The sequence below is a fragment of the Herbidospora mongoliensis genome, from assembly GCF_001570545.1.
GTDB classification, from domain to species: domain Bacteria; phylum Actinomycetota; class Actinomycetes; order Streptosporangiales; family Streptosporangiaceae; genus Herbidospora; species Herbidospora mongoliensis.
In genome coordinates, this window is the sequence record NZ_BBXD01000009.1 from 102,313 (window position 1) to 126,792 (window position 24,480).

At 69.7% G+C, this 24,480-nt stretch carries 25 protein-coding genes and 1 tRNA gene; 18 read left to right on the forward strand and 8 right to left on the reverse strand.

Annotation, left to right across the window (positions count from 1 at the left end; translation table 11 throughout):
• Window positions 1-23: 23 nt before the first annotated feature.
• Window positions 24-1,895, forward strand: coding sequence for a WD40 repeat domain-containing serine/threonine protein kinase (locus AW272_RS04925; protein ID WP_066361358.1), 1,872 nt, complete (start codon window positions 24-26; stop codon window positions 1,893-1,895).
• Complete coding sequence (locus AW272_RS04930; protein ID WP_169807490.1) at window positions 1,895-3,700, forward strand: serine/threonine protein kinase; 1,806 nt, start codon at window positions 1,895-1,897, stop codon at window positions 3,698-3,700. The genes AW272_RS04925 and AW272_RS04930 overlap by 1 nt, the downstream gene beginning before the upstream one ends.
• On the opposite strand, the gene AW272_RS04935 is transcribed toward AW272_RS04930, so the two are convergent.
• A complete protein-coding gene (locus tag AW272_RS04935; RefSeq protein ID WP_066361361.1) occupies window positions 3,697-4,101 on the reverse strand; it encodes a hypothetical protein in 405 nt (134 codons plus the stop codon). The two genes, AW272_RS04930 and AW272_RS04935, sit on opposite strands and share 4 nt — an antisense overlap.
• A 51-nt stretch (window positions 4,102-4,152) precedes the next feature.
• Here AW272_RS04935 and AW272_RS04940 point away from each other — a divergent pair, with 51 nt between their 5' ends.
• Genes AW272_RS04940 through AW272_RS04950 form a run of 3 tightly spaced genes read left to right on the forward strand, consistent with a single transcriptional unit; the run spans window position 4,153 to window position 6,505 of the window.
• Complete coding sequence (locus AW272_RS04940) at window positions 4,153-4,836, forward strand: response regulator transcription factor (RefSeq protein WP_066361364.1); 684 nt, start codon at window positions 4,153-4,155, stop codon at window positions 4,834-4,836.
• On the forward strand, window positions 4,833-6,107 hold the full coding sequence (locus AW272_RS04945) for a sensor histidine kinase (protein ID WP_066361366.1): 1,275 nt from the start codon (window positions 4,833-4,835) through the stop codon (window positions 6,105-6,107). Before AW272_RS04940 ends, AW272_RS04945 begins: the two co-directional genes overlap by 4 nt.
• Window positions 6,108-6,163: 56 nt before the next feature.
• On the forward strand, window positions 6,164-6,505 hold the full coding sequence (locus AW272_RS04950; protein WP_066361368.1) for a PepSY domain-containing protein: 342 nt from the start codon (window positions 6,164-6,166) through the stop codon (window positions 6,503-6,505).
• Window positions 6,506-6,629: 124 nt separating this feature from the next.
• Here the strand turns inward: AW272_RS04950 and AW272_RS04955 are convergent, their stop codons facing one another.
• Window positions 6,630-7,433, reverse strand: a complete 804-nt coding sequence (locus AW272_RS04955) for an SAM-dependent methyltransferase (protein WP_066361370.1) — start codon at window positions 7,431-7,433, stop codon at window positions 6,630-6,632.
• A gap of 104 nt (window positions 7,434-7,537) precedes the next feature.
• Here AW272_RS04955 and AW272_RS04960 point away from each other — a divergent pair, with 104 nt between their 5' ends.
• From AW272_RS04960 to AW272_RS04970, 3 genes are read left to right on the forward strand one after another with little or no spacing between them, the layout of a single operon-like run.
• On the forward strand, window positions 7,538-8,065 hold the full coding sequence (locus tag AW272_RS04960; RefSeq protein WP_066361371.1) for a hypothetical protein: 528 nt from the start codon (window positions 7,538-7,540) through the stop codon (window positions 8,063-8,065).
• 31 nt (window positions 8,066-8,096) lie between these two features.
• Complete coding sequence (locus AW272_RS04965) at window positions 8,097-8,624, forward strand: RNA polymerase sigma factor (RefSeq protein ID WP_245657197.1); 528 nt, start codon at window positions 8,097-8,099, stop codon at window positions 8,622-8,624.
• Entirely contained in the window at window positions 8,621-9,376 is a 756-nt protein-coding gene (locus AW272_RS04970; protein ID WP_066361373.1) for a hypothetical protein, read from the forward strand. Before AW272_RS04965 ends, AW272_RS04970 begins: the two co-directional genes overlap by 4 nt.
• 240 nt (window positions 9,377-9,616) lie before the next feature.
• On the opposite strand, the gene AW272_RS04975 is transcribed toward AW272_RS04970, so the two are convergent.
• Complete coding sequence (locus tag AW272_RS04975; RefSeq protein ID WP_066361375.1) at window positions 9,617-10,216, reverse strand: MBL fold metallo-hydrolase; 600 nt, start codon at window positions 10,214-10,216, stop codon at window positions 9,617-9,619.
• Window positions 10,217-10,326: 110 nt separating this feature from the next.
• On the opposite strand from AW272_RS04975, the gene AW272_RS46290 reads away from it, so the two are divergent.
• Window positions 10,327-10,821, forward strand: a complete 495-nt coding sequence (locus AW272_RS46290; protein WP_083958019.1) for a helix-turn-helix domain-containing protein — start codon at window positions 10,327-10,329, stop codon at window positions 10,819-10,821.
• Window positions 10,822-10,860: 39 nt separating this feature from the next.
• On the opposite strand, the gene AW272_RS04980 is transcribed toward AW272_RS46290, so the two are convergent.
• The gene (locus AW272_RS04980; RefSeq protein WP_066361376.1) at window positions 10,861-11,949 is read right to left on the reverse strand and encodes an S-(hydroxymethyl)mycothiol dehydrogenase; all 1,089 of its coding nucleotides are present in this window, start codon (window positions 11,947-11,949) and stop codon (window positions 10,861-10,863) included.
• Window positions 11,950-11,961: 12 nt separating this feature from the next.
• On the opposite strand from AW272_RS04980, the gene AW272_RS04985 reads away from it, so the two are divergent.
• Entirely contained in the window at window positions 11,962-12,735 is a 774-nt protein-coding gene (locus AW272_RS04985; RefSeq protein ID WP_066361377.1) for a class I SAM-dependent methyltransferase, read from the forward strand.
• On the opposite strand, the gene AW272_RS04990 is transcribed toward AW272_RS04985, so the two are convergent.
• Window positions 12,689-13,588 carry a bile acid:sodium symporter family protein gene (locus AW272_RS04990; protein ID WP_369408715.1) on the reverse strand — a complete coding sequence of 300 codons (900 nt, stop codon included), beginning with the start codon at window positions 13,586-13,588 and terminating at the stop codon, window positions 12,689-12,691. The genes AW272_RS04985 and AW272_RS04990 overlap by 47 nt on opposite strands.
• 113 nt (window positions 13,589-13,701) lie before the next feature.
• On the opposite strand from AW272_RS04990, the gene chvE reads away from it, so the two are divergent.
• Genes chvE through AW272_RS43080 form a run of 6 tightly spaced genes read left to right on the forward strand, consistent with a single transcriptional unit; the run spans window position 13,702 to window position 19,488 of the window.
• Entirely contained in the window at window positions 13,702-14,817 is a 1,116-nt protein-coding gene (gene chvE / locus AW272_RS04995) for a multiple monosaccharide ABC transporter substrate-binding protein (protein ID WP_066361381.1), read from the forward strand.
• Window positions 14,814-16,358 carry a multiple monosaccharide ABC transporter ATP-binding protein gene (gene mmsA, locus AW272_RS05000; RefSeq protein ID WP_066361383.1) on the forward strand — a complete coding sequence of 515 codons (1,545 nt, stop codon included), beginning with the start codon at window positions 14,814-14,816 and terminating at the stop codon, window positions 16,356-16,358. Before chvE ends, mmsA begins: the two co-directional genes overlap by 4 nt.
• Window positions 16,355-17,602: a multiple monosaccharide ABC transporter permease gene (gene mmsB, locus AW272_RS05005; RefSeq protein WP_083958020.1), complete on the forward strand. Its 1,248-nt coding sequence runs from the start codon at window positions 16,355-16,357 to the stop codon at window positions 17,600-17,602. Before mmsA ends, mmsB begins: the two co-directional genes overlap by 4 nt.
• A gap of 18 nt (window positions 17,603-17,620) precedes the next feature.
• Window positions 17,621-18,643, forward strand: a complete 1,023-nt coding sequence (locus tag AW272_RS05010) for a LacI family DNA-binding transcriptional regulator (protein WP_066361385.1) — start codon at window positions 17,621-17,623, stop codon at window positions 18,641-18,643.
• Between the two features lie 57 nt (window positions 18,644-18,700).
• Window positions 18,701-19,042 carry a DUF3147 family protein gene (locus AW272_RS43075; protein ID WP_066361387.1) on the forward strand — a complete coding sequence of 114 codons (342 nt, stop codon included), beginning with the start codon at window positions 18,701-18,703 and terminating at the stop codon, window positions 19,040-19,042.
• A complete protein-coding gene (locus AW272_RS43080) occupies window positions 19,039-19,488 on the forward strand; it encodes a DUF3147 family protein (RefSeq protein ID WP_066361389.1) in 450 nt (149 codons plus the stop codon). Before AW272_RS43075 ends, AW272_RS43080 begins: the two co-directional genes overlap by 4 nt.
• On the opposite strand, the gene AW272_RS05025 is transcribed toward AW272_RS43080, so the two are convergent.
• Window positions 19,403-20,185: an alpha/beta hydrolase gene (locus AW272_RS05025; protein WP_218010788.1), complete on the reverse strand. Its 783-nt coding sequence runs from the start codon at window positions 20,183-20,185 to the stop codon at window positions 19,403-19,405. The two genes, AW272_RS43080 and AW272_RS05025, sit on opposite strands and share 86 nt — an antisense overlap.
• Window positions 20,186-20,210: 25 nt before the next feature.
• On the reverse strand, window positions 20,211-21,764 hold the full coding sequence (gene mdlC, locus AW272_RS05030; RefSeq protein ID WP_066361390.1) for a benzoylformate decarboxylase: 1,554 nt from the start codon (window positions 21,762-21,764) through the stop codon (window positions 20,211-20,213).
• Between the two features lie 198 nt (window positions 21,765-21,962).
• Here mdlC and AW272_RS05035 point away from each other — a divergent pair, with 198 nt between their 5' ends.
• The gene (locus AW272_RS05035) at window positions 21,963-23,156 is read left to right on the forward strand and encodes an Nramp family divalent metal transporter (RefSeq protein WP_066361391.1); all 1,194 of its coding nucleotides are present in this window, start codon (window positions 21,963-21,965) and stop codon (window positions 23,154-23,156) included.
• A 101-nt stretch (window positions 23,157-23,257) separates the two neighbouring features.
• Here the strand turns inward: AW272_RS05035 and AW272_RS05040 are convergent, their stop codons facing one another.
• Window positions 23,258-24,298, reverse strand: a complete 1,041-nt coding sequence (locus tag AW272_RS05040) for a cupin domain-containing protein (RefSeq protein ID WP_066361392.1) — start codon at window positions 24,296-24,298, stop codon at window positions 23,258-23,260.
• Between the two features lie 93 nt (window positions 24,299-24,391).
• Here AW272_RS05040 and AW272_RS05045 point away from each other — a divergent pair.
• Window positions 24,392-24,463 (forward strand) — tRNA-OTHER (locus AW272_RS05045).
• Window positions 24,464-24,480 lie beyond the last annotated feature (17 nt).

The following is a 24,480-nucleotide window of genomic DNA, read 5'->3' on the forward strand; positions in this document are numbered from 1 at the left end:
GTGACTCACCACATAATGTCCGCATGGCGCGCGCCGTTCCGCTGGGGCCCGACGACCCGACCGACGTCGGGGAGTACCGAATCACCGGCAAGATCGACGAGCCGGGGCCGGAGGACGCCTATCTCGCCACCGATCCACACGGGACGCCGGTCGTCATCCGGTTGCTGGCCGCCGTCGCGGAGCCCGAGCGGGTCACGGCGGCCGTCGGGCCGCTGAAGGGGGTGCCCGCGTTCTGCGTCGCCCAGGTCCTGGGGAGCGGCACTCTGGGCGATCGGCCCTATGTGGTCTCCGAGCATGTGGACGGCCCGACTTTGGCGGAAGCCGTACAGGAGAACGGGGTTCTGAGCGGGGCGGCGCTGCACCGGCTCGCGGTGGGGACCATGAGCGCGGTGGTCGCCATCCATCAGGCGGGCGTGCTGCACGGGGACATCCGGCCGGGCACCGTCGTTCTCGGGCCCGACGGGCCCCGGGTGGCGGACTTCGGGTTGAACCAGGCGCTGCGGACGTCCGAGACCACAGCCACGCGACATGTGGGGAAACCGGCCTATCGGGCGCCTGAGGAGTTCTCAGACGCCCAGGGGGGACCTCCCGCCGATGTCTTCGCCTGGGCCGCCACGATGGTGTTCGCGGCCACGGGGCGGGATCCGTTCGCCGGGGACTCGGTCGCGACGACGGTCAACCGGGTGCTGCACGATCCGGCCGATCTCACCGGGATCGACGTCGACCTGCGGACCGTGCTCTCGGCGTGCCTGTCCAAGGGTCCCGGCGACCGGCCGGTCGCCGGCGACGTGCTGTTACGTCTCATCGGCGAGGAGTCGCTCCTCCACGTCACCGGGCGGGTGACACCTCCACGGCGCAGACCGCCCTGGCGGCTCGGGGTGTCGTTTCTCGCGGGGGCGCTGGTCGCCGGACTCGCGGTCTTCCTCGCCGTGCCGCCTCGCGTCGAATACGTGAAGGTCCAGGCCGCGCCACCCACGCTGGCCACCGCGGCGACGACCGAGGTCGAACTCGCTTCGGTGCCGGAGGAGACGACGGACCTCAAGATCGACGGGACCTCGGTCACGCTGCACGAAAACGCCGAGGACCCGGTCAGGTTCAACAGCTATCTCTCGCTCGACAGTCCGTTCGCCGCCTTCGTCCGGCGGACCGACGGGACGTTGACCGAGGTCGGGCGGGGTGAGGAGCCCACGGTCTCGCCCGACGGGAAATGGGTGGCCCTCAGCCCGTGGGTCAAGTTCCTGGAGTCCGACTACGACTTCGTCAAGTTCCGCGATCTCGCGACCGGCGCCGAGTTCACCGTCAACACCGTGCGCAAACCGCAGCAGACCATCATTCCGAGCTGGTCGCGTGACGGGACCAAGGTCGTGCTCTCCGTCGAGAACGTCGACGAGGATCGCATGGACGGCTACGTCGTCGTGGACGTCAACGCCAGGACCGCGAACTTCGTCAAGACCGAGTACACCGGCGGCTCCATCTACCCGTTCGGGTTCACCCCCGAGGGGACCGTCGCGCGCGGCTACAGCGACGGCAAGAGCCTCGGGGTGGAGATCTACGACGCCCGGGGCCTGGTGATCCGGACTCTCCACTGGGTCGGCATCCCCCGCGACCGGAACTGGTTCAGCCCGTCGGGCGCGAAGCTGGCGACGGTCTGCCCGAAGAACGAGGGCCTGTGCGTGTGGGACTACAAGACGGGCGGGCGGCTGGCGACCATACCGATCCCCGACGACACCCTCTGGAACGGCTGGTTCACCGACCGCCATCTCGTCGTGCGGGTGCCGGTCAAGAAGGGGTACGAGGTCCGGATCATCGACCTGCTCGGCAAGGTCGAACGGGTACTGGCGACCATCGACGGCAAGAAGGAGACCGCGTTCTTCCGCCTGGGCACGCTCCCATGATGATCGGCGGTCACCGGATCGTCGGGCAGCTCGGGGCCGGCGGGCAGGGGGTCGTCTACCTGGGCGAATCGCCCACCGGGGAGCGGGTGGCGGTCAAGGTCCTGCGCGGCGGCGACGTGGGGGCGTTCCTGGCGGAGTCGGAGATGGTGCGCCGGGTGCGCACCTTCTGCACCGCCCAGGTGCTGGAGACCGGCGTGGCCGACGGGGCGCCCTACATCGTCAGCGAGTACGTCGACGGCCCGAGCCTGGCCTTCGCCCTGGCCGAACGCGGGCCGCTGAAAGGCGCCGAGCTGGGGCGGCTCGCCATCGGGACCATGACCGCGCTGGCCGCCATCCACCGGGCCGGGGTGGTGCATCGCGACTTCAAGCCCGCCAACGTGCTGCTCGGCGGCGACGGGCCGCGCGTGATCGACTTCGGCATCGCCCAGCTGGGCGGTTCGACCGCTTCGGATGTCGTCGGTACGCCGCCCTACATGGCCCCCGAGCAGTTCCGCGGTGAGCCCGCGGGGCCGCCCGCCGACCTGTTCGCGTGGGGGTCGACGATCGTGTGCGCCGCGACCGGGCGGCCGCCGTTCGGGACCGAACCCGTTCCCGCCGTCATCAACCGGATCCTCAACCGCGAGCCCGACCTGGGCGGGCTCGACGGAGACCTGCGGGAGCTGGTGGTGGCCTGCCTGGACAAGGACCCGGCGGCCCGGCCGGCCGCACAGGCGGCGCTGATGCGGCTGCTCGGCGAACAGACCGCTCCCGGCGGCGTGGCGCGGGACCACACCGCGGAACAGCCGGCAGGGCCGGCACCCCGGCCGGTCCGGTCCAGACGATGGTGGATCGCCGTTCTGGCCGCCGTCGGCGTGACCGCGGCCGTCCTGGTCACCCGGCCGGATCCGCCGGCCGCCGCGCCGCCGCCCCCGGTGGCGGCCCCGGTCCCGATCGTGGTGCGGCCCATGGCCGCGGCCTCCACGGTCGACGTCGAGATCGAGTCGCTTGGCGTCACGTTGCACGAGAACCCCGACGACGGCCTGTGGGTCTCCTCCTACGAGAACGCACAGGAGGAGGGTGGGAACGGCGGCTACATCCGCGAACCCGCCACCGGGAAGTTCACCTCCGTGGGCAACCTGGCGGAACCTTCCGTCTCCCCCGGCGGCCGGTTCGTGGCGGTCCTGTCGGGCGCCCGGCTGATGGCGCCCGACTTCGACTTCGTCCGCTTCACCGACCGGCTGACCGGCACCACCCGTCAGGTCACGACGGTCCCCCGCCCCGCGTTGGGCCGCCAGCCCGCCTGGTCGGCCGACGGCAGCCGCCTGCTGATGACCGTCAAGGGCGCCGCGAGCGACTCCCCGATCACCGGCTTCGTCCTGGTCGACCCGGTCACGGGCACATCGGCCGTCGAGGACGTCGCGGTGCCCGGCTCGGAGCCGTTCCTCTGGGGCCCGGAGAAGGACACGCTCGCCCGTGAGACCGGCGGCACGACCACGATCTACTCGGTCACGGGCGAGAAGATCAGAGAGCTGAAGGACACCGGCGACCTCTACAGCACCCGCGACGGTTCGCTGCTGACCGGCTGCGACGAAGGCCGGGTGTGCGTGCTCGACGCGGTCTCCGGCGCGGAGCGCCGCGGGTTCGACCTGGCCGAAGGGCTGTCCGTGGACGGCTGGCTCGACGACGGCCACGTCCTGTCGAGCCGGCGCGGCAAGGACAGGTTCGAGGTCGTGCTGCTCGACCTCGACGGAGAGCAGGTGAGGGTCCTCGCCGACGGGCCCGACAAGGTGTTCCCCGACATGCGGCTCAACTGGACCCCCCGCTAGTCGTCGGTCCCCCGGGCGACCGAGGCGACCGGGCCGGGGCAGCGGACCGTGACCGTGGCCGTCCGGTCGTCGTCCGACTCGAAGGTCACCGAGGCCGAGGGCGCCGGGCCGCGTTCGACGTCCTCGACGCCGTGGCCCTGCGCCGGGGTCCACGACAGCAGCACGGCCCGGCCGCCGGAGCAGGCGGCGGTGACCGAGCCCTCCTCGTAGGCGAAGCTGCCCCCCGCCCGCAGCGTCACGCCCGGCGGGGCGGGCGGCAGCGCCGAGGCCGTGACCAGCACCTGCTCCACCTCCGCCACGGTCAGCACGTCGCCGGGCGCGATGAGCGAGACCGCCCACACGCCCACCGATGTGGCACAGGCCGCCGCCAGCAGCCAGCCCGCCAGTCCCGCTCCGCGCATCGTCCGCCTTTCTGAGGGAACGCAACAGGCACTACCCAGAAAGGCGGACAGGTGGCACACCTGCTTCTCGTGGAAGACGATCCCCAGGTCAGGGCGGCCCTCACCCGGGCGCTGACGGGGCTCGGGCACGCGGTCAGCTCGGCGTCGCAGGGCATGGCGGGGCTGACCCAGGCGCTGGAGGAGCGGCCCGACCTCGTCGTGCTCGACCTCGGGCTGCCCGACGTCGACGGGTGTGAGGTGCTGCGGATGCTGCGGGCGGTCAGCACGATCCCGGTGATCGTGGCGACGGCCAGGGACGCCGAACAGGACATCGTGCGGGCGCTCGACGCGGGGGCCGACGACTACGTCGTGAAGCCGTTCGGCGCCGGGCAGCTCGACGCCCGGGTGCGGGCGGTGCTGCGGCGCGGCCGTGAGCGGGCCGAGCCCGAGGTGATCGTGGTCGGCGGGCTGCGGGTGGAGCCGGGCGCGCGGGAGGCCTCGCTCGACGGGCGACGGCTCGACCTGACGCCGAAGGAGTTCGACCTGCTGCACCATCTGGCCGCGCGGGCCGGGCAGGTGGTGCAGAAACGCGAGCTGCTGGCGGAGATCTGGCGGATGGCCTACGGCGGCGGCGACAAGACGGTCGACGTGCACCTGTCGTGGCTGCGGCGCAAGCTCGGCGAGACCGCGCAGAGCCCGCGCTACCTCCAGGCGGTGCACGGGGTCGGCGTGAAGATCGTCGACCCGACCCGGTGAGGCGGCGGCTGGCCTCACTGACGCTGGCGACGACGTCGCTGGTGCTGGTGGCGTTCCTGGTCCCGCTGGCGGTGCTGGTGCAGGCGCTGGTCGCCGAACGCGCCACCGGCACGGCGGCGGCCTGGGCCGGTTCCGTCGCCGCGACGGCCGCGCTGGGCGACCGCGACGCGCTGGCCGCCGCCATCGCGCAGGCCAGGGGCGCGGGAGTGCCGGTGACGGTGTTCCTGCCGGGCGACCGCTTCGTGGGAGAGCCCGCCACCCGGGGGCCCGGCGTGCGGCTGGCCGAACTCGGCCGCAGCCTGACCGTCGACACGCCGCAGGGCCGGGAGGTGCTGGTCGCGGTGCAGGGCGACGGGACGACCGTGGTCCGGGCGCTGGTCGCGCCGGAGCGGCTGCGGGAGGGCGTGACCAGGACCTGGCTCGTGCTCGGCCTGATGGGGCTGGCCCTGCTGCTCGTGGGGGCGCTGGTGGCCGACCGGCTGGCCCGGTCGCTGATCGGCCCGGTGGCCGACGCGGCGGGCGTGGCGCGGCGGCTCGGCGGCGGCGACCTGGCCGCGCGGGTGACACCCGGCGGCCCGCCGGAGATCCGCGACGTCGGCGCGGCGCTCAACCAGCTCGCCGGACGCATCGACGGCCTGCTGCGCCGGGAACGGGAATCGGTGGCCGACCTGTCCCACCGCCTGCGCACCCCGGTGACGGCGCTGCGGCTGGAGGTCGACGCGATGCGCGACCGCGACGACGCCGCCCGCGTCGGCGCGGCCGTGACCAGCGTCGAACGCATGGTCACCCAGGTCATCACCGAGGCCCGCCGCTCGGGCGCGGAACCCGGGCCGGGCTGCGACGCGGCCGAGGTGGTGGCCGAGCGGGTCGCGTTCTGGTCGGCCCTGGCCGACGACCAGAACCGCCCTCGTTCCGTACGGCTCTCGCCAGGCCCCCTGCCCGTCCCGGTCCGCGCCGAAGACCTGGCCGCGCTCGTCGACCTGCTGCTGGAGAACGTGTTCGCGCACACCCCCGAAGGCACCCCCTTCACGGTCGAGCTCACCGGCCGGCCCGGCGGGGCCGTGCTGACGGTCGGCGACGAGGGACCCGGTTTCCCCGGCGCCGACCCGGTGGAGCGGGGCGCCAGCGGGGCCGGGTCGACGGGCCTGGGGCTGGACATCGCCCGGCGGACGGCCGAGGAGTCGGGCGGGGCGCTGCGGGTGCGGAACGGGCCGGTCGGCGCCCAGGTCATCGTGGATTTGGGAATCCTTAGGAAACCGGCAGGGCCTTGATAGGCCGGTTTCTCAGAAAGTGGTGGAACACGGAGATCACCACAAGGAGAACCGATATGCGTAGGAAGACCATCATCGCCACCGGCGTTCTCGCCGCCGCCCTCGCCGCCGGTGTGGCCGGGGTCGGGATCGCGTCGGCCGACAGCGACACCACGGACACCCCCGACAAGGCGCCCACCCAGCCGACCGTGCTCGTCGACGCCGCCCAGCGCACCGCGCTCGGACAGGTGGCCGGTGGATGGGTCGTCTCGTCCGACCTCGAGGGCACGACGTGGGAGATCGAGGTCGCCGGCACGGACGGGACCGTCAAGGAGGTCTACGTCGACGCCGCCAAGGGCGCCGTCGTCCAGGCCCCCGCCGACGATGACAATGACGCCGACGACAACGACAACGACTGATCCGGCTTCAGGCCGTGGACCGTCTGACCTCAGGCGGGAGCCGTAACAGAAGTCGAGGCTCGTGAAGACGGCGGCCGGCCCGGTCCGGCCGCCACTTCGGCGCAGAAGGTCGCGGACGACGGCGTCACGGCTTGCGGGCGACGGCTCCGTAGGAGTCGATGGAGCGCTCGTAGCCGGACGGCTGCCACTCCGCCAGCGGCACCAGGCCCGGCTCGACGAACTCGAGGCCGTCGAAGACCGACTTCAGCTCCTCGACGCTGCGCAGGTAGTAGGGCACGCCGCCCGACTCGACCAGCTTCTCGGCCCCGTCGCCGATCGCGTCGCCCTCGGTGCTGTCCCAGAAGATCATGTAGCTGCCCGACGGGACCTGCTCCATGACGCGGTCGACGATCGACTTCAGCTCGTCGAGCTTCTCGACGTAGCCGAGCACGCCCATGAACATGACGCAGATCGGCTGGGTGAAGTCGAGCACGTTCCGGGCGTCGGTGATGATCAGATCGGGGTCGTGGTAGTCGGCCTCGACGTAGGTCGTCACGCCCTGGGGCGTGGTGTTGACCAGCAGCGCGCGGGCGTGTACCAGGACCATGGGGTCGTTGTCGACGTAGACGATCCGGGCGTCGGCGTGCACCGACTGGGCGACCTCGTGGGTGTTCTGCATGGTCGGCAGGCCGGTGCCGATGTCGAGGAACTGCTTGACGCCGCCCTCTTCCGCGACCCACCCGACGGTGCGGATCAGGAACTTCCGCGACTGCTTGGCCATGACCACGATGTCGGGGTAGACCGACGCGACCGCGTCACCCGCCTGGCGGTCGGCGGCGTAGTTGTCCTTGCCGCCCATCCAGTAGTTCCAGATACGCGCGGCGTGCGGCACATTGGTGTTGAGCTTGGCCGCGTAGTCGGCCCGCGGGTTCGTTAAGTCGTCGGCCATTTCGGCTCCCTGTACGGAAAATGTTCCGGGTCGCGAAGATCATACTTTCTGCGGCACAGAGCGTTACAAGCGAACCCCAAGTCGCCTCCGCCACGATAGGCGTTATGAGCGATTTCGCCGATGTGTTCACCGGAGTCACCCCTGGCCGACGCGGTCCCGGCCCCATCGGGAAAATCATCCTGATCGCGTGCTGGATCGCCGTGTGCGCCGCGTCCATCTACTTCTCGGTGCCCGCGCTGCGGCTCGCGACCGGCCAGATCGGCACCCCGGGCACCCTGACCGTGGTGTCGTGCGAAGAGCTCGGTCAGGGCCGGTACGACTGCAAGGGCTCCTTCCAGCCCGACTCGGGCGGCCCGGCGATCGCCGTCGCCGCCTCCCCCGACTCCGACGCGGGCGACGTCGAGCGGGCCCAGCTCACCCCCGAGGGCGACCAGGCCGCGCCCACGGGAACGAAGGGCGTGCTGAGCGCTCTGGCCCTGATCGGGGTGGGGATCGGCGGGCTCGGCTACCTGCCCTATGTGCTGATGTACTGGGCCGGGCTGCCCGGCCGCAGGTTCGCCGCCGTCACGGGCGGCGTGATCACCGTGGCGGGGCTCGTCCTGTGCATCGTGGGAGTCGGCGCCGCCATGTAACTTTTGCGAAGGTCCGGACATTCATCTGGTTGTGACGGCATTCGACGAGTTCTATCTGGCCCATTACCCGGCGGTGATGGGCTATGTCCGACGCCGAACGGCGTCGCCCGACGACGCCGCCGACGCGATCGCGGAGACGTTCGCCACCGCCTGGCGGAAACGCGACACCATCCCCGGCGAGGCCCGCTTATGGCTGTTCGGCGTGGCCCGGCGGGTGCTGGCCAACCAGCGCCGCGAAGACCACCGCCGCACCGCCCTGGCCGAGCGACTGCGCGTCGAACTGGCCACCGAACCGCGCGGCGAGCCCGACGGCGACCCGGACGCGGTCCGTGCCGCCTTCGCCCGCCTCGGTGACCTCGACCGTGAGGTGCTCTCGCTGGCCGGATGGGAAGGCCTGACCACCGCCGAGATCGCGAAGGTGCTCGGCTGCCCGCAGGGTGTCGCCAGGGTCCGCTTGCACCGTGCCAGGAAACGTCTCGCTCGGCTGCTCGACGCGGCCCACCTCGATCTGTCCCGGTACGGCTCCCGCGCCGGCTCCCTCGCGAAAGGACACCGATGAACATCGACCAGATGATCGCCGGGATCAACCCGGCTCCGGATGACGCCCCGGTCACGCCGGGCGCCCTCGCATTGCTGGAGGAGATCAAGGCCGTCCCCGCGGTCCGGCGCCCGCGCGCCCGGGTTGGCGCGCCGATCGCGGCGCTCACTGCGGCGGCGGTGACCTGGGCACTCTGGCCCGGCCCCGCGGCAGCGCTGGACATCAGGCGGGAGGGCGACCGCTATGTGATCGTCGTGAACGACCTGACCGCCAATCCCGAGACCTACCGGGACCTGCTGCGCGGGGTCGGGCTGGAGGTGAACCTGCGGACCGTGCCGGCCGCGCCCAGCCTGGTCGGCACCGCGATCCCCCTGGGCGGCCGTGACGTCGACTTCCTCACCAAGGAGGGCGACTGCGTCCTCATCGACTGCGTCGTCGGCCTCCGCATCAAGGCCGGCCACCAGAGCCCGATCGACATCAGGCTCGGCCGGGAGGCGGCGGCCGGGGAGCGGTATGCCATGCCGGGCCAGATCGACGCCCCCGGCGAGCCGCTGCACTGCGTCGACTTCCGCGGCCTGCGCTTCGGCGCGGTGAAGGCGCGGCTGGCGGAGAAGGGCGTCACCAACGTGACGGCGGCCGGTGGCGCCGCCGAGGACGACTGGTTCGTCCACGACGGCGTCATGTGGGCGGCCGACACGGCGCTGCTGCTGGCCGGGCCGACCTCCGACATGCCACGGGACGTCGGCCCGGTGAACAGCAGGGGTCTGTGCTGAATCCGAGACGGTCAGGGCGGCTCGATCAGCAGGCCCCGATAGGAGTCGAGGGCCTTGTCTCTCCAGGCTCTGAGGGTGATCCAGGGCAGGCCGTTCCATTGCCCTTCGGTTGCGGCGCGGGCAACACTCAAAACCGGCCGATCACCCATGCGTCAGGGCTTCTGTACAGATCCCGTCCATGACGGAGCGGATCTCACGCCGGTCGGACCCGCCTCGGGGCGTCCGACCGGCGTGACAGGTTCAGCGGTTTTCCGCCGCGATCGTCGTGTCGGAGCCGTGGCCCGTCTTGACGACGGTCTCCGGGGGCAAGGTCAGCAGCTTCGCCCCGATCGACGCCACGATCGTGTCGTAGTCGGAGAACGACCGCCCGGTCGCGCCGGGCCCGCCCTGGAACAGGGTGTCGCCGGTGAAGACGACCCCCAGGTCAGCGGCATAGAAGCAGCAGGCCCCCGGCGCGTGGCCGGGCGTGTGCAGGACCGTCAGCGTCGTGCCGCCGACCTCGATCGTCTGCCCGTCGGCCAGTTCGCCGTCGGGGTCGCGGTCGAGGTGGGTGAGCCGCCACACCGGCAGGTCGTCGGGGTGCAGCAGGATCGGCGCGCCCGTCGCCTCGGCCAGCGCGGGGGCCTGGCGCACGTGGTCGTCGTGGGCGTGGGTGGCCAGGATCGCCTTGACCCGCCGTCCGCCGATCACCTTCAGGATCGCGTCGACATCATGGGGCGCGTCGAAAACCACGCACTCCTCGTCGTCGCCAAGCACCCAGACGTTGTTGTCGACGTCGAAGGTCTGCCCGTCGAGGCTGAAGGTGCCCGCGGTGACGGCGTGGTCGATCCGGGTCACCAGGACCGTCCAGCATGAAGGCTCCGGCTTTCGGAGCGCGAAGGGAAGGCAGAACGCTGTGGCACTTTTTTGTCTCCCTGATTCTACCGGTAGGGCCCGCTATATTTTTCCACATGTCCCGCTACCGCCTTTCGCCGACATCCGCCCAGGAGGCGGCGTTGGCGGCGCATTGCGGGCATGCACGTTTCGTGTGGAATCTCGCAGTTGAGCAGCATTCCTGCTGGCAGCCGGGACGGAAGAACGCCCCCAAATTCGCCGAACAATGTCGCCAATTGACTGAAGCGCGAGCTGAACACGAATGGCTTCGCGAAGGGTCGGTCGTTGTCCAGCAGCAGGCGCTGAAGGATTTCGCCCAGGCTCTGGCGAATTTCTTCGGCGGAACACACCGACGGCCGACCTGTCACGCCTGCGGGCATCGCGCACTGGAAAACCGTGAGAGCCAAACGGCCTTCCAGTGTCGCGCCTGCGGGCATAGGGCCAACGCCGATGTGAACGCCGCCCGGAACATTCGGGACATCGCCGCGGGGCACGCGGTGAATGCGCGGGGAGGCGACCGGATTACCGGGCCTGTGAACCGCGAACCTCAGCTCGCTCTCCCCTCCGCGTGAGACGAGTTGGAATCCCCCACCTGTCGGCGGGGGAGGATGTCAATTCCAGACCACCACGGACCGCAGCACCTCACCGTGGTGCATCTTCTCGAACGCGGCCTCGACGCCGTCGAGCGGGATCGTCTCCGAGACGAACGCCGCCAGGTCGATGCGCCCCTGGAGGTGCAGGTCGATCAGCATCGGGAAGTCGCGGGAGGGCAGGCAGTCGCCGTACCACGACGACTTCAGCGAGCCGCCGCGCCCGAACACGTCGATCAGCGGCAGTTCCAGCTTCATCTCCGGCGAGGGCACGCCGACCAGCACCACGGTCCCGGCCAGGTCACGGGCGTAGAAGGCCTGCTCGTACGTCTTGGGGATGCCCACCGCGTCGATGACGACGTCGGCGCCGTGGCCGCCGGTCAGCTCGCGGATCGCCTCGACCGCGTCGTCAGACGACGAGTCGACCGTGTGGGTCGCACCCATGTTCTTCGCCCATTCGAGCTTGCGCCCGTCGATGTCGACCGCGATGATCTTGGCGGCTCCGGCCAGCCGGGCGCCCATGACCGCCGCGATGCCGACGCCGCCGGCGCCGATGACCGCGACGGAGTCGCCCCGGCCGACGTTGCCGGTGTTCATGGCCGCGCCGAAGCCCGCCATGACGCCGCAGCCCAGCAGCCCGGCGACCGCCGCGCCCGCGGCCGGGTCGACCTTGGTGCACTGCCCGGCGGCGACGAGGGTCTTGTCGGCGAACGCGCCGATGCCCAGGGCCGGGGACAGCGGTGTCCCGTCGGCCAGGGTCATCTTCTGCGTCGCGTTGTGGGTGTTGAAGCAGTACCAGGGACGTCCGCGCAGGCAGGCCCGGCACTGCCCGCAGACGGCCCGCCAGTTCAGGATGACGAAGTCACCCGGTTCGACCTCGGTGACCCCCTCGCCGACCGCCTCGACGATCCCGGCGGCCTCGTGGCCGAGCAGGAACGGGAAATCATCGTTGATGGCGCCTTCGCGGTAGTGCAGGTCGGTGTGGCAGACGCCGCACGCCTCCACCCGGACCAGGGCCTCACCCGGGCCCGGGTCGGGCACGAGAATCGTCTCCAACGTCACCGGGGCGCCTTTGGCCCGGGCCACCACTCCGCGTACTTCATGTGTCATAGAGCGATTGTGATGGACTGGATCTCCGACTGGAAGGAGCGCGACGTGCCCCCGAGAGACGACGATCTGTTCAAAGGCGCGGCCGAGTACTACGAGCTCGGCCGCCTCCCCTACGCCGGGCAGTTGCCCGAGGCCCTCGCCAAGGATCTGGGTCTCGGCCCCGAGTCGGTCGTGGCCGACATCGGCTGCGGTCCGGGTCTGCTCGCGGTCGCGCTGGCCCCCTACTGCGGCCGGATGATCGGCGTCGACCCCGACCCCGACATGCTGGCCAGGGGCCGCCGGCGTGACCCGTCGATCACGTGGCTGCGCGCACGGGCCGAGGATCTGTCGTTCGAGGCGGGCGAACTCGACGCGGTCGTCTTCGGGCGGTCCTTCCACTGGACCGACCGCCCGCTGATGGCCACCCGACTGCGGACCTTCCTCCGCCGGGGTGGCCACCTGGTCCTGATCTCCGAGATCCACCGTCCGGCCCGCATTCCACAGCAGGTCAAGGAGCTGATCGCCGAGTTCCTCGGCGCCTACCGCCTGCCGAAGCTCGGCGACGAGGAGGAGATCCTGGCCGAAGCGGGCTGGCAGGGGCCGAAACGGCTGACCCTGCGTACCGAGGGGACGCTGACGCGCGACCCGGAGACCCGGATCGCCGAGATCTACTCGATGTCGACCTCCACCCGCCACCGCTTCGGCGAACGGCTGCCGGAGTTCGACCACCGGCTGCGGGAGCTGCTGTCGGAGCCCGAGGTCATTCCCTATCCGTCGACGCTGGCTCGGATCTGGACCAACCCCTGACCAGATAGCCGAAGATCAATGTTGTCGCGAACATCAGCACCCCGTACACCGCCGGCGGCACGGCCATCGTGGAGTTGTTCAGCAGTGACGGGCTGAGCGCGATCGTGATGGCCAGCGTGCTGTTGTGGATGCCGATCTCCATGCCCGACGCGATGGCCTGGCGCCGTTCCACCCGGAACAGCCGGGGCAGCCAGTAGCCGATCGTCAGGCTCAGCGCCGAGAACAGCACCGCGACGGCGCCCACCGAGGCCAGGTGGTCGAGGAGCCGTTCGCGTTCCTGGATGATCGCGCCGATGATCACGGCGGCCAGCACGAGGGCCGAGGCGATCCTGACCGGCTTGTCGGCCCGGTCGGCGAAGGACTCTCTCCAGCGGCGCACCAGCATGCCGATCACGACCGGGATCAGGACCAGCGCGAAGACCTGGATGACCTTGTCGGCCTGCAGCCCGAGTTCGTCGCCGCCCTCGACGAAGTGGCTGATCGACAGGTTGACCACGAGCGGCAGCGTGAACACGGCCAGCACCGAGTTCACCGCCGTCAGGGTCACGTTCAACGCGACGTCGCCGCCGAACAGGTGGCTGTAGAGGTTGGCGGTGGTGCCGCCGGGCGAGGCGGCCAGCAGCATCATGCCGACCGCGAGCAGGGGTTCGAGGTCGAAGAGGACGACCAGGCCGAAACAGATCGCGGGCAGGATAAGCACCTGCGCGACCAGGGCGATCACGACGGCCTTCGGCCGGCTGGCGACGTTGGCGAAATCCTGCCAGGTCAGCGACAGGCCCAGGCCGAACATGATCAAGGCGAGGGCGGCCGGGAGCGCCACAGTGGTGAGGATCGACTGTTGCAAGCGGAACACCGCATTTCTCAGGGGGTTCGCCCGGTTGTAACAGCAGTGGTCGCGTGGATCAAGAGTCGGCTGATCTTACTGAACCGGTTGACACGATTCGTGTTAGCGATAACAGTACGGGGATGACGGACGTGAGACTCCCCCGATTCACCGCCCTCGTCGTCCTGGCCTTAGCGCTGACCGCCTGCGGATCAACCGAGAAGACCATCGACGCGGAGGCCTCGCAGTCGGCCGCCCCCGGTAACGCCGGGGTCCTGGTCGGGGTGACGATGCCCACCAAGTCGTCGGAACGCTGGATCTCCGACGGCGACAACGTGAAGGCGGGGCTGGAGAAGCTCGGCTACCAGGTCGACCTCCAGTACGCCGAGAACGACATCCCCACGCAGATCAACCAGATCGAGAACCAGATCACCAAGGGCGCCAAGCTCCTGGTCATCGCCTCGATCGACGGCACCGCCATCACCACGCAGCTCCAGCAGGCGGCGGACAAGAAGATCCCGGTCGTCGCCTACGACCGGCTGATCCGAAACTCGCCGAACGTCAGCTACTACGCCACCTTCGACAACTTCAAGGTCGGCGTGCAGCAGGCGACGTCCCTGCTCAAGGGCCTGAAGGTGGACGACTCCACCAAGGGGCCCCTCAATATCGAACTGTTCGCCGGGTCACCCGACGACAACAACGCCACGTTCTTCTTCAACGGCGCGATGTCGGTGCTCCAGCCGTACATCGACAAGAAGACCCTGGTCGTGAAGAGCACGCAGACCGACTTCTCGACGGTCGCCATCCTGCGCTGGGACCCGGCCACCGCGCAGAAGCGCATGGAGGACATCCTCACCAAGACCTACAGCGGCGGCGACCACGTCGACGGCGTGCTGTCCCCCTACGACGGTCTGTCGATCGGGATCCTGTCGGCGCTCAAGTCGAACGGCTACGGCACCTCCGACCAGCCCTACCCGGTCGTGACCGGGCAGGACGCCGAGCTCGCCTCGGTGAAGTCGATCATCGCGGACGAGCAGTACTCGACCATCTACAAGGACACCCGTCAGCTCGCCGACGTGACCGTGAAGATGGCCGACTCCCTGCTCAAGGGCTCGACCCCCGAGGTCAACAACACCACCGACTACGACAACGGCAACAAGGTCGTGCCGTCGTTCCTGCTGGAACCGGTCATCGTCGACAAGGCCAACACCCAGACGCTGGTCGACTCGGGCTACTACGAGGCGTCCGAGTTGCAATGAGCGACCACATCCTGCGGATGCGGGAGATCACCAAATCCTTCCCCGGCGTGCGGGCGCTGCAGGACGTGAACCTGTCCGTGCGCCGGGGTGAGATCCACGCGATCTGCGGTGAGAACGGCGCCGGGAAGTCGACGCTGATGAAGGTGCTGTCGGGGGTCTACCCGCACGGCTCCTACGACGGCGAGATCACCTTCGACGCCCAGGAGTGCCGCTTCGGCGGCATCCGCGACAGCGAGCAGCGCGGCATCGTCATCATCCACCAGGAGCTGGCGCTCTGCCCGCAGCTGTCGATCGCGGAGAACATCTTCCTCGGCAACGAACGGTCCCGGCGCGGGCTGATCGACTGGAACCGCACCAACCACGAGGCGGGCCGGCTCCTTCAGCGCGTGGGCCTGCGGGAGCACCCGGTCACCATGGTGTCGGACATCGGGGTCGGCAAGCAGCAGCTCGTCGAGATCGCCAAGGCGTTGTCCAAAGAGGTCCGGCTGCTGATTCTGGACGAGCCCACCGCCGCCCTGAACGACGAGGACTCCGCCCACCTGCTGGACCTGCTGCGGGGCCTGCGGGCCGAGGGCATCACCTGCGTGATCATCTCCCACAAGCTCAACGAGATCGCCGCCGTCGCCGACCGGGTCACCATCCTGCGCGACGGCCGCTCCATCGAGACCCTCGACATGCGCGCCGACGACGTGACGGAGGACCGCATCATCTCCGGCATGGTCGGCCGCGACCTGGAACACCGCTTCCCGCCGCACGACCCGTCGATCGGCGAGGAGGCCTTCCGCATCGAGGACTGGACCGTCCACTCCACCACCCAGCGCGACCGGGTGGTGGTGTCGAAGGCCAATCTGTCGGTACGGCACGGCGAGGTCGTCGGCCTCGCCGGGCTCATGGGCGCGGGCCGGACCGAACTCGCGATGAGCGTGTTCGGCCGGTCCTACGGTGTCGGCATCTCCGGCCGGGTCTACCGCGACGGCAGCCCCGTGGAGATCAGGACCGTCCGCGACGCGATCAACAACGGCATCGCCTACGCGACCGAGGACCGCAAGCGCTACGGCCTGAACCTGATCGAGGACATCAAACGCAACATCTCGGCCGCCGACCTGGGACGGCTCGCGAAGAGGGGCTGGGTCGACGACAACGAGGAGTTCCGCGTCGCCGAGGACTACCGCCGCGACATGAACATCAAGGCCCCGAGCGTCCTGAGCGTGACCGGGAAACTCAGCGGCGGCAACCAGCAGAAGGTCGTGCTGTCCAAGTGGATCTTCACCGACGCCGACGTGCTGATTCTGGACGAACCGACCAGAGGCATCGACGTCGGCGCCAAGTATGAGATCTATTCGATCATCAACCGCCTGGCCGACGCGGGGAAGGCCGTGCTGGTCATCTCGTCGGAACTGCCCGAACTCCTCGGCCTGTGCGACCGCATCTACACGCTGTCGGCGGGCCGGATCACCGGCGAACTGTCTCGGCACGAGGCCACCCAGGAACGCCTCATGACACTGATGACCACAGTGACCATCAAGGACCCGACCCCATGAGCAGTATCTCTCCCACCGATGTTCCCACCGCCCCGGCCGGTCCGCCGCCGGCGGGTCCCGCCCGGGCCACGATCTTCGGGGTCTCGCTCAACATTCGGCAGAGCGGGATCTACATCGCGTTCGCGCTGATCGTGGTGCTGTTCGCGGTGCTCACCGACGGCGCGTTGCTGCAGCCGCAGAACATCTCCAACCTCATCGTCCAGAACTCCTACATCCTGATCCTGTCGATCGGGATGATCCTGATCATCATCGCCGGGCACATCGACCTGTCCGTCGGATCGGTCGTGGCCGTGACCGGCGCGATCTCCGCCGTGCTCATGGTCGACTACGGCATCCCGTGGCCCGTCGCGCTGCTGCTCACGCTGATCGCGGGCGGGGTCATCGGCGCCTGGCAGGGCTACTGGATCGCCTACTTCGGCATCCCCGCCTTCATCGTCACGCTCGCCGGGATGCTGCTGTTCCGGGCGCTGACGCTGACCGTCCTGGGCAACCAGGGCATCGGGCCGTTCCCCGACCCCGTCAGGACACTTTCCAACGGGTTCACCGACGGCTACTTCGGCAACGTCGGGCTCGGCGTGCTCGGTGGCGCGGACATCTTCTCGCTGCTCATCGGGGTGCTCGCGGTCGGCGGCATGGCGGTGTCGCAGTGGCGGACCAGGACCGCCCGGCTCGGCTACCGCCAGGCGGTCGACCCGCTGCCGGTGTTCCTGTTGAAGATCGTCACGGCGGCGGCGGTGATCCTGTTCGTGGTGGTCCAGCTCGCCCGGTTCCGGAACCTGCCGTGGGTGCTGGTGCTGCTGACGCTGCTCGTGCTGGCCTATTCGCTGGTCACGAGCCGGGCGGTGTTCGGACGGCAGATCTACGCGATCGGCGGAAACCTGCAGGCGGCGGTGCTCTCGGGCATCAAGGTCAAGCAGGTCGTGTTCTGGCTCTTCGTGAACATGGGCGTGCTGGCCGCGCTGGCCGGCGTGATCTTCGCGGGCCGGCTGAACCAGGCCGGGCCCACCGCGGGCAACACCTTCGAGCTCGACGCCATCGCGGCGGCCTTCATCGGCGGCGCGGCGGTCCAGGGCGGCGTCGGGAAGGTCGTGGGGGCGATCACCGGCGGCCTGATCATGGGTGTGATCAACAACGGAATGTCCCTGATCGGCTCCCCGAGCGAGCGCGTGATGCTCGTGAAGGGCGTGGTTCTTCTGGCCGCGGTGGCTTTTGACGTGTGGGCGAAGCGGCGTGCCGCCCAATAGGTCCTACGCTTGGATGTTATGACGACAACTTCCGGCGGCGGGCCGGCCGAGCGCACCAAGGCGGCCGTCCTCGAAGACGTCGCCGGCCTCGCGGGCGTCTCCGCCATGACGGTCTCCCGTGTCCTCAACGCTCCTGAGAAGGTGCGCCCCGAGACCCGTGCGCGGGTGCTCGCGGCCGTTCAGGAGCTCGGCTACCGACCCAACTTCGCGGCCCGTTCTCTGGTGACGGGCCGCTCGGGCGTCCTCGGCGTGGTCAGTTTCGACACCACTCTGTACGGCCCGGCCTCCACCCTCTACGCCATCGAACGCGCCGCCAGGGAACACGACTACCTGGTCAACATCGCCAGTCTGGCGACGATGACCCGGCGCTCGATCGCCGAGGGCGTCGACCGGCTCCGTCAGCAGTCGGTCGACGGCGTGATCGTGATCGCCCCCCACGAATCGGCCGTCGAGGGCCTCCGCGACCTGCCGCCCGACCTGCCCGTGGTCGACGTCGGCGGCGGCGAGCGGCTGGCGATCCCCGCGGTCGCGGTCGACCACCACTCGGGCGCGTTCCGGGCCACCCGGCACCTGCTCGACCTGGGGCACGAGACCGTCCACCACCTCAGCGGCCCGGTCAACTGGATCGACGGCTACCACCGCATCCAGGGCTGGCGCCACGCCCTGCGCGACCGCGAGGCGCCGCCGCCCCTGGTCGGCGACTGGTCCGCCAACAGCGGCTACGAACAGGGCAAACGGCTGTCGCGCGACCCGTCGGTGACGGCGGTGTTCGTGGCCAACGACCCGATGGCGCTGGGCCTGATCAGGGCCTTCCGCGAGGGCGGCCGGCGGGTGCCGGAAGACGTCAGCGTGGTCGGCTACGACGACGTGCCGGAGGCGGCGCACTTCTGGCCGCCGCTGACCACGGTGCGGCAGAACTTCGCGACCCTCGGCCGGCAGGCGTTCCAGCTCCTGCTCGACCGGATGGTCGGCCTCGACACCACCGAACGCCGCACGGTCGAACCGGAACTGGTCGTACGGGAGTCGACCAGCCGCCGGTAAACGCGAATTACCCCGCGCATGACCTGATCGCACACCCCCAGCGGGCAACGATCTTCCATGAACGACGTGTGGTTGATCGTGGCCCGGGGGGTGTTCGGCGGCGTGCTCGTGATGGGCTTCGCCCTCCTCGGCGAGGCGACCTCGCCGAAGCGCTTCGCCGGGATCTTCGCCGCCGCCCCGGCCGTGGCCCTCGGCGGTATGACGATCACCGCGCTGAGCCTGGGCGACCACGCCCTCAGCCAGTCGGGGCTCGGCATGATCGTCGGCGCGGTGGCGCTGGTCGCCTACTGCGCCCTGGCGGTCCCGATGGTCCGCCGCTTCGGCGCGCTCAAAGGCTCGACGTGGGCGCTGCTCCTGTGGGCGGCCGTGGCCTGGCTGGGCTGGACGGTGATCTCGTGAAGATCACCTTCAAGGCCTCGCGGCTGCGGTACACCCGCCCCCGCGACCTCGCCATCAGATTCGTCTTCGGCGCGCTCATCTCGGTGATCGCCGGCCTGGTCGGCCATCAGTGGGGCACACTCGCGGGCGGCGTGTGGCTGGGGTTCCCGGCCATCCTCGGCGCCACCCTGACCCTCATCGAGGAGGAGGAGCACAAACGCGGCCCGGCCGCGAAGGACGCCATGGGCGCGGTCTTCGGGGCCTGCGGGCTGATCGCGTTCGCCGCCTGCGTCTGGATGTTCGCGCCCGACCTTCCGACCTGGCTCCTGCTGGTCGTCGCCCTGGCCGTGTGGGCGGCGGTGGCCGTCCTCCTGTACGTCGTCAGCGAAGCGAGCAGATCGCGGCTTCGATCACGTGGCTCACGGCCTCGGGGTGGGAGACCAGAGCCAGGTGGGAGCCGCCCTTGAACTCGGTGACCTTCGACTTCGCCCGTTTGGCCATGGCTCGCTGCGAGTCGGGGACGATGATCTTGTCTCCCGTCGCGATGAAGTACCACGACGGGATCGTCTTCCAGGCCGGTTCCTCGGACGGGGTCGTGAACGCCGCCATCGCGGCGGCGCGCTGTTCGGCCCAGAGCAGGGCCGACTGGGTCTTCGGCAGATCCTGGCCGAACGAGTTCTGGAAGACGTCCTGCTTCAGATAGAGGTCCGTGCCGACCTGGTCGTAGAGGGTGGCCCTGTTCGCCCCGAGGGCCGAGCCTGTTCCGCTGAGCTCCGCGGTGGTCTCGCCCGTGTCGGGAGCGGCGGCGTCGATGTAGACGAGCGCCTTCACATCCTCATCGCCGGTGGCCGCGTTGGTGATCACCGAACCGCCGTAGGAGTGGCCGACGAGGACGATCGGGCCCTCGATCGTGTCCAGGAAGTCGCGGACGGTCTGGGCGTCGCTCGTCAGGCCGCGGAGCGGGTTGCCGATCGCGCGGACGGGATATCCGGCCCGTTGGAGGTCGGTGACCTGGGCGGACCAGCTCGACGCGCCGGCCCAGGCGCCGTGGATCAGGACGACGGTGGGTTTGACCGGGCAGACCTGCTGCGGCCGCGCGGCCTCGGCCGCGACGGCGGCCGTGGTGGTGGCCGTGGTGGTGAGGATCATTGCGATTGCCAGCATCGTTTTCGACACGTCTCCCCCTGGGTCAGTGCTGGTCGACGAGCACGAGGCGGGGTTCCTCCGCGTGGGTGCCCTCGTGGACGAATTCCGTCAGGTCCTTGAGCGTCTCGGCGTGGTGCGTCTGGAGGCCGTAGCCCTGCGCGATGGCCAGCGGGTCGATGCCGCCGATGTCGAGGTAGTCGCCTCTCGGGACCTCCAGCAGGTCGGCGAACTGCTCCAGCGCGCGGTACCGGCGGTTGGCGCAGATCACGAACGTCACCGGCACGTGGTGGCGGGCGGCGGTCCACAGGGCCGACGGGGTGTAGTGCATCGCGCCGTCGCCGATCAGGGCGATCACCGGACGGTCGGGGCGGCCCAGCGACAGGCCGATCGCGGCCGGGAGGCCCCAGCCGAGGCCGCCGGCCGCCGGGTAGAAGAGGGACTTCGGGCGGGTGATGGTGAGGCGGTCCCGCAGCGGGTCGGCCGAGGTCCACTCGAAGGCGATCATCGCGTTGGCGGGTTTGCCGTGGTCGACGGCGTCGAGGATGGCCTCGGCGGTGAAGGGCTCGGCCTCGGGGAGGAAGTGGCTCTTGGGCAGCGGGCGGTCGCTTCTCTCGACCGTGTCGACCAGTCTGACCAGGGCGTCGGTCGGGTCGCCGAGGAGGAATCGGCCCATGGGGGCGCGGGCGGCCTCGCCGGGGTCGTCGGTGATGGCGTACAGACGGACCCCGCTCGGCAGGAAATCGGCCTGGCTGGGAGCGTGGTAGCGGAAGACGGGCGTGCCGACGCAGAGCACGACGTCGTGGCCCATGAGCTTGTCCGCCACGGCGCCCACCGCCGACGGGAGAACGCCCTGGTAGCTGGGGTGGCGGGTGGGGAACGGCGCCCTCGGGGCGCTGGGCGCGGTCCAGACGGCCAGGCCGATCTTGTCGGCCAGGGCGACGGCGGCCTCGAAGCCCTCTTCGGTGTCGGCGCCGGGGCCGAGGATCAAGGCGGGGGTCTCCGCGTGGTTCAGGGCCTCGATGACTTCTTTGAGGTCCTTCACGATCGGGGCGCCTTCGACGGTTCTGGCCAGCAGGTGGGTCAGCGCGGCCTCGTCGGCGGGTTCGCTCCAATCGTCCAGCGGAATCGACAGGTAGACCACACCGCGCGGTGAGCTCTGCGCGAGCAGGAGCGCCCGGGAGAGCAGGGCGGGGCCGTCTTCCGGGCGCAGGGGCTCGCCGGCCCATTTGACCAGCGGATCTGTCAGCTTCGTGGGGTCGGCGTTGGTCAGCATGGCCTCGATGGGGACGTAGCGGCGGGCCTGCTGGCCGGCCAGCACGACCATCGGGGTGTGGCAGGACGCCGTGTTGGTGAGGCAGCCCATGGCGTTGCCGGTGCCGGAGGCGGCGTGCAGGTTCAGGAAGCCGGTCGTGCCGCTGGCCTGGGCGAATCCGTCGGCCATCGCGATGGCGGCGCCTTCCTGGAGAGCCAGGTAGTAGGGGATGTCGGCGGGGAGCCCGGTCAGGAAGGACAGCTCGTTGGAGCCCGGGTTGCCGAAGACCGCCTTCACGCCGTGGTGGCGCAGCACCGCGTAGAAGGCTTCGCGCACGTCTGCCATTAAGTGAACATATCCGGATTTATCGGAATTGCGCAATTTACGGCATCACGTTTCATCGCTTACTCGATGCGGGAACATTTGACTCGGTGTGGCGATTTCCAAAACCTAACAAATAGGGAAATCACTGTGATTGCTCGCCCCAATCTCGCTAAATCCGGCATACATCCATCAAATCGGAAAGTTCCCGCGCTGGCGCCCATGTTGGGTCCTGCGTTCGTGGCGGCCATCGCCTACGTCGACCCGGGGAACGTGGCCACCAACCTGACCGCCGGGGCGACGCTCGGCTACCTGCTCGTCTGGGTCGTCGTGGCGGCCAGCCTCGTGGCGATCCTGGTGCAGTTCCAGGCGGCCAAGCTGGGGATGGCGACCGGGCTGAACCTGCCGGAGCTGTGCCGGCGGCGGTTCAGCCGGCGCGGCAGCCTCCTGTTGTGGGTGCAGGCGGAGATCGTCGTGCTGGCCACCGATCTGGCCGAGTTCGTCGGGGCGGCCATCGGGATGCAGCTGCTGTTCGGCATGCCGGTGTGGCTGTCGGCGATCACCACGGCGGTCGTCTCGCTGGCGCTGCTGGAGCTGCGGCGCAAGGGGCGCACCCGGCCGTTCGAGCTGATGAGCGCGGCGGCGCTGATGTTCGTCGGCGCCGGGGTCGGCTACGACATCGTCGCGACCGGCCACCAGTCGGCGAGCGGGCTGGCCGCCGGGCTCATCCCCAGCCTGGGCGGCGCGGGCGCGCTGTTGCTGGCCATGGGGATCGTCGGCGCGACGGTCATGCCCCACGCGGTCTACCTGCACTCCGCCCTGGTGCAGGGGCGCGGGATGACGACCGAGGCGGCTCGCGCGCAGCCGGGGCTGGTGCGGCGGATCCTGCGGTGGGACTGCTCGCTGGCCCTCGGGGTGGCCACGGTCATCAACGTGTCGATGATCGCGCTCGGCGCCGGGCTCGGGGTCGCGAGCGGCGGCACCTGGACCGGCGACCTGACCGCCGCCCACGCCCAGCTCGGCACGCTGGCGGGCGGGTTCGCGGCGCTGGCGTTCGCGGTGGCGCTGCTGTCGTCGGGGCTGTCGTCGTCCGGGATCGGGACGCTCGCCGGTGACGTCGTGATGCGCGGGTTCCTCAACGTGCGGGTGCCCGTCCACCTGCGGCGGATCGTGACGATGACCCCGGCCGTGCTGGCGCTGCTGTCCGGGGTCTCGCTCACCGATCTGCTGGTGCTGAGTCAGGTGGTCATCTCGCTCGGCGTGCCGGTGGTGCTGTTCCTGCTCGTGTACTTCTGCCGCGACCGCGAGCTGATGGGCCCGCTGGTGAACGCGCCCCTCACGACCTGGATCGCCGGCACCGCCGCCGCGGTCGTCGCCCTGCTGGGCTGCTCGCTGCCGATCACGATGCTGTTCTGATGACCGTCCGGGGCAAGGTGCGGGTCTGCGCCGTGCTGACCGCCGTCTGTTTCCTGCTGGACGTCGACCTCCGGCTCACCCTGACGCTCCTTGCGCTGGCTTCACTTGCTCACGGGGTCGCTGGGATTGACGCGCGGCACGAAAAGCGGGTCGATCGGAGTGAAGGGAAATTGCGGGAGGTCCCTTTCGGGGAGGGCGAAACTCGCCGCGAGGACTTCGCGTGAGAACGCCGTCGCGGTGGCCCTATATCCGATGTCGGCGGGCATCGGCTGGTCGAAGAAAATGAGGAAGTGGATTTCCTCGTCGCCGATGACCTCGATGTGGTGCGGATAGGCCCTCGGCACGAAATAGACGTCGCCGGGGCCGAGCAGATATTCGTCCAGGCTGAGATCGGGGTCGAGCACGCGCATCCGCGCGTGGCCCTTGGCGACGTAGCCCATCTCGGCGGTCACCGGATGCCAGTGCGGCTCCCGCATGCCGCTCTCCTTGACGCGGAGCGAATACATCGAGATGTCGTCGAGCGCGGCCCAGAACTGGCTCCGCGCCATCCGCGCGTCGCCATACGAATAGGTCAGCACCGGGGCCTGGCTCTCGATGTCGAACAGCCGCGCATTGGGCAGACCGACATTCGACGACAGGTCGATCGAGCCGTTCCGCCGCACGATCTGCTGGGCCGGGGACCGGTCGAAGTCCTTGAACGCCGCGGCCTTCAGGTCGAAGGTGTTGCCGAGCACCGCGTCGGTCATCGCGGTGAAACTGTCGCGCACCGAGAAGTGCTGCGGCCGCTCGTTCCGCAGGGCCAGCACGAGCTCCGCCCGGTCGTCGCCGATGTTCTCGATGTGATAAACCGCGCCCGACTCGACGTGGTACATCTGCCCGGGCCGCACGATGAACGACGCGAACGTGTCGAGGTTGCCCAGGATCGACACCAGCACCGTGCCGGAGACGCAGTAGGCGAGCTGGTTGGCGTTGATGTTCCACTGCGGTTCGCGGATCGCGCCCGGCTCCAGGACGAGCCGCTTGAGCGAGAGCTTGTCCAGAATCGGCATCACCTTCTCGTCGACCATGGTGACGGAGCCGAGTTCGTTCTCGAACATGGGCCGGACGTTCGCCAGCGTGGTGATGTGAGGCGATTTGCGCATGGTCTTCCCCCAGGATGCCGAACTGTTTTCCCAGGTTAATCAGCATGTATCCGATATCGGAGGATGGACACGCTTGGGATAGGGTGCGACGGCACGGTCGTAGCGCAGAGGTCGTCGCGCCCCAATTCGATGCGGAGGACGCCGGTTCGAATCCGGTCGGCCGTGCCTTTTTCTTCGCCGGA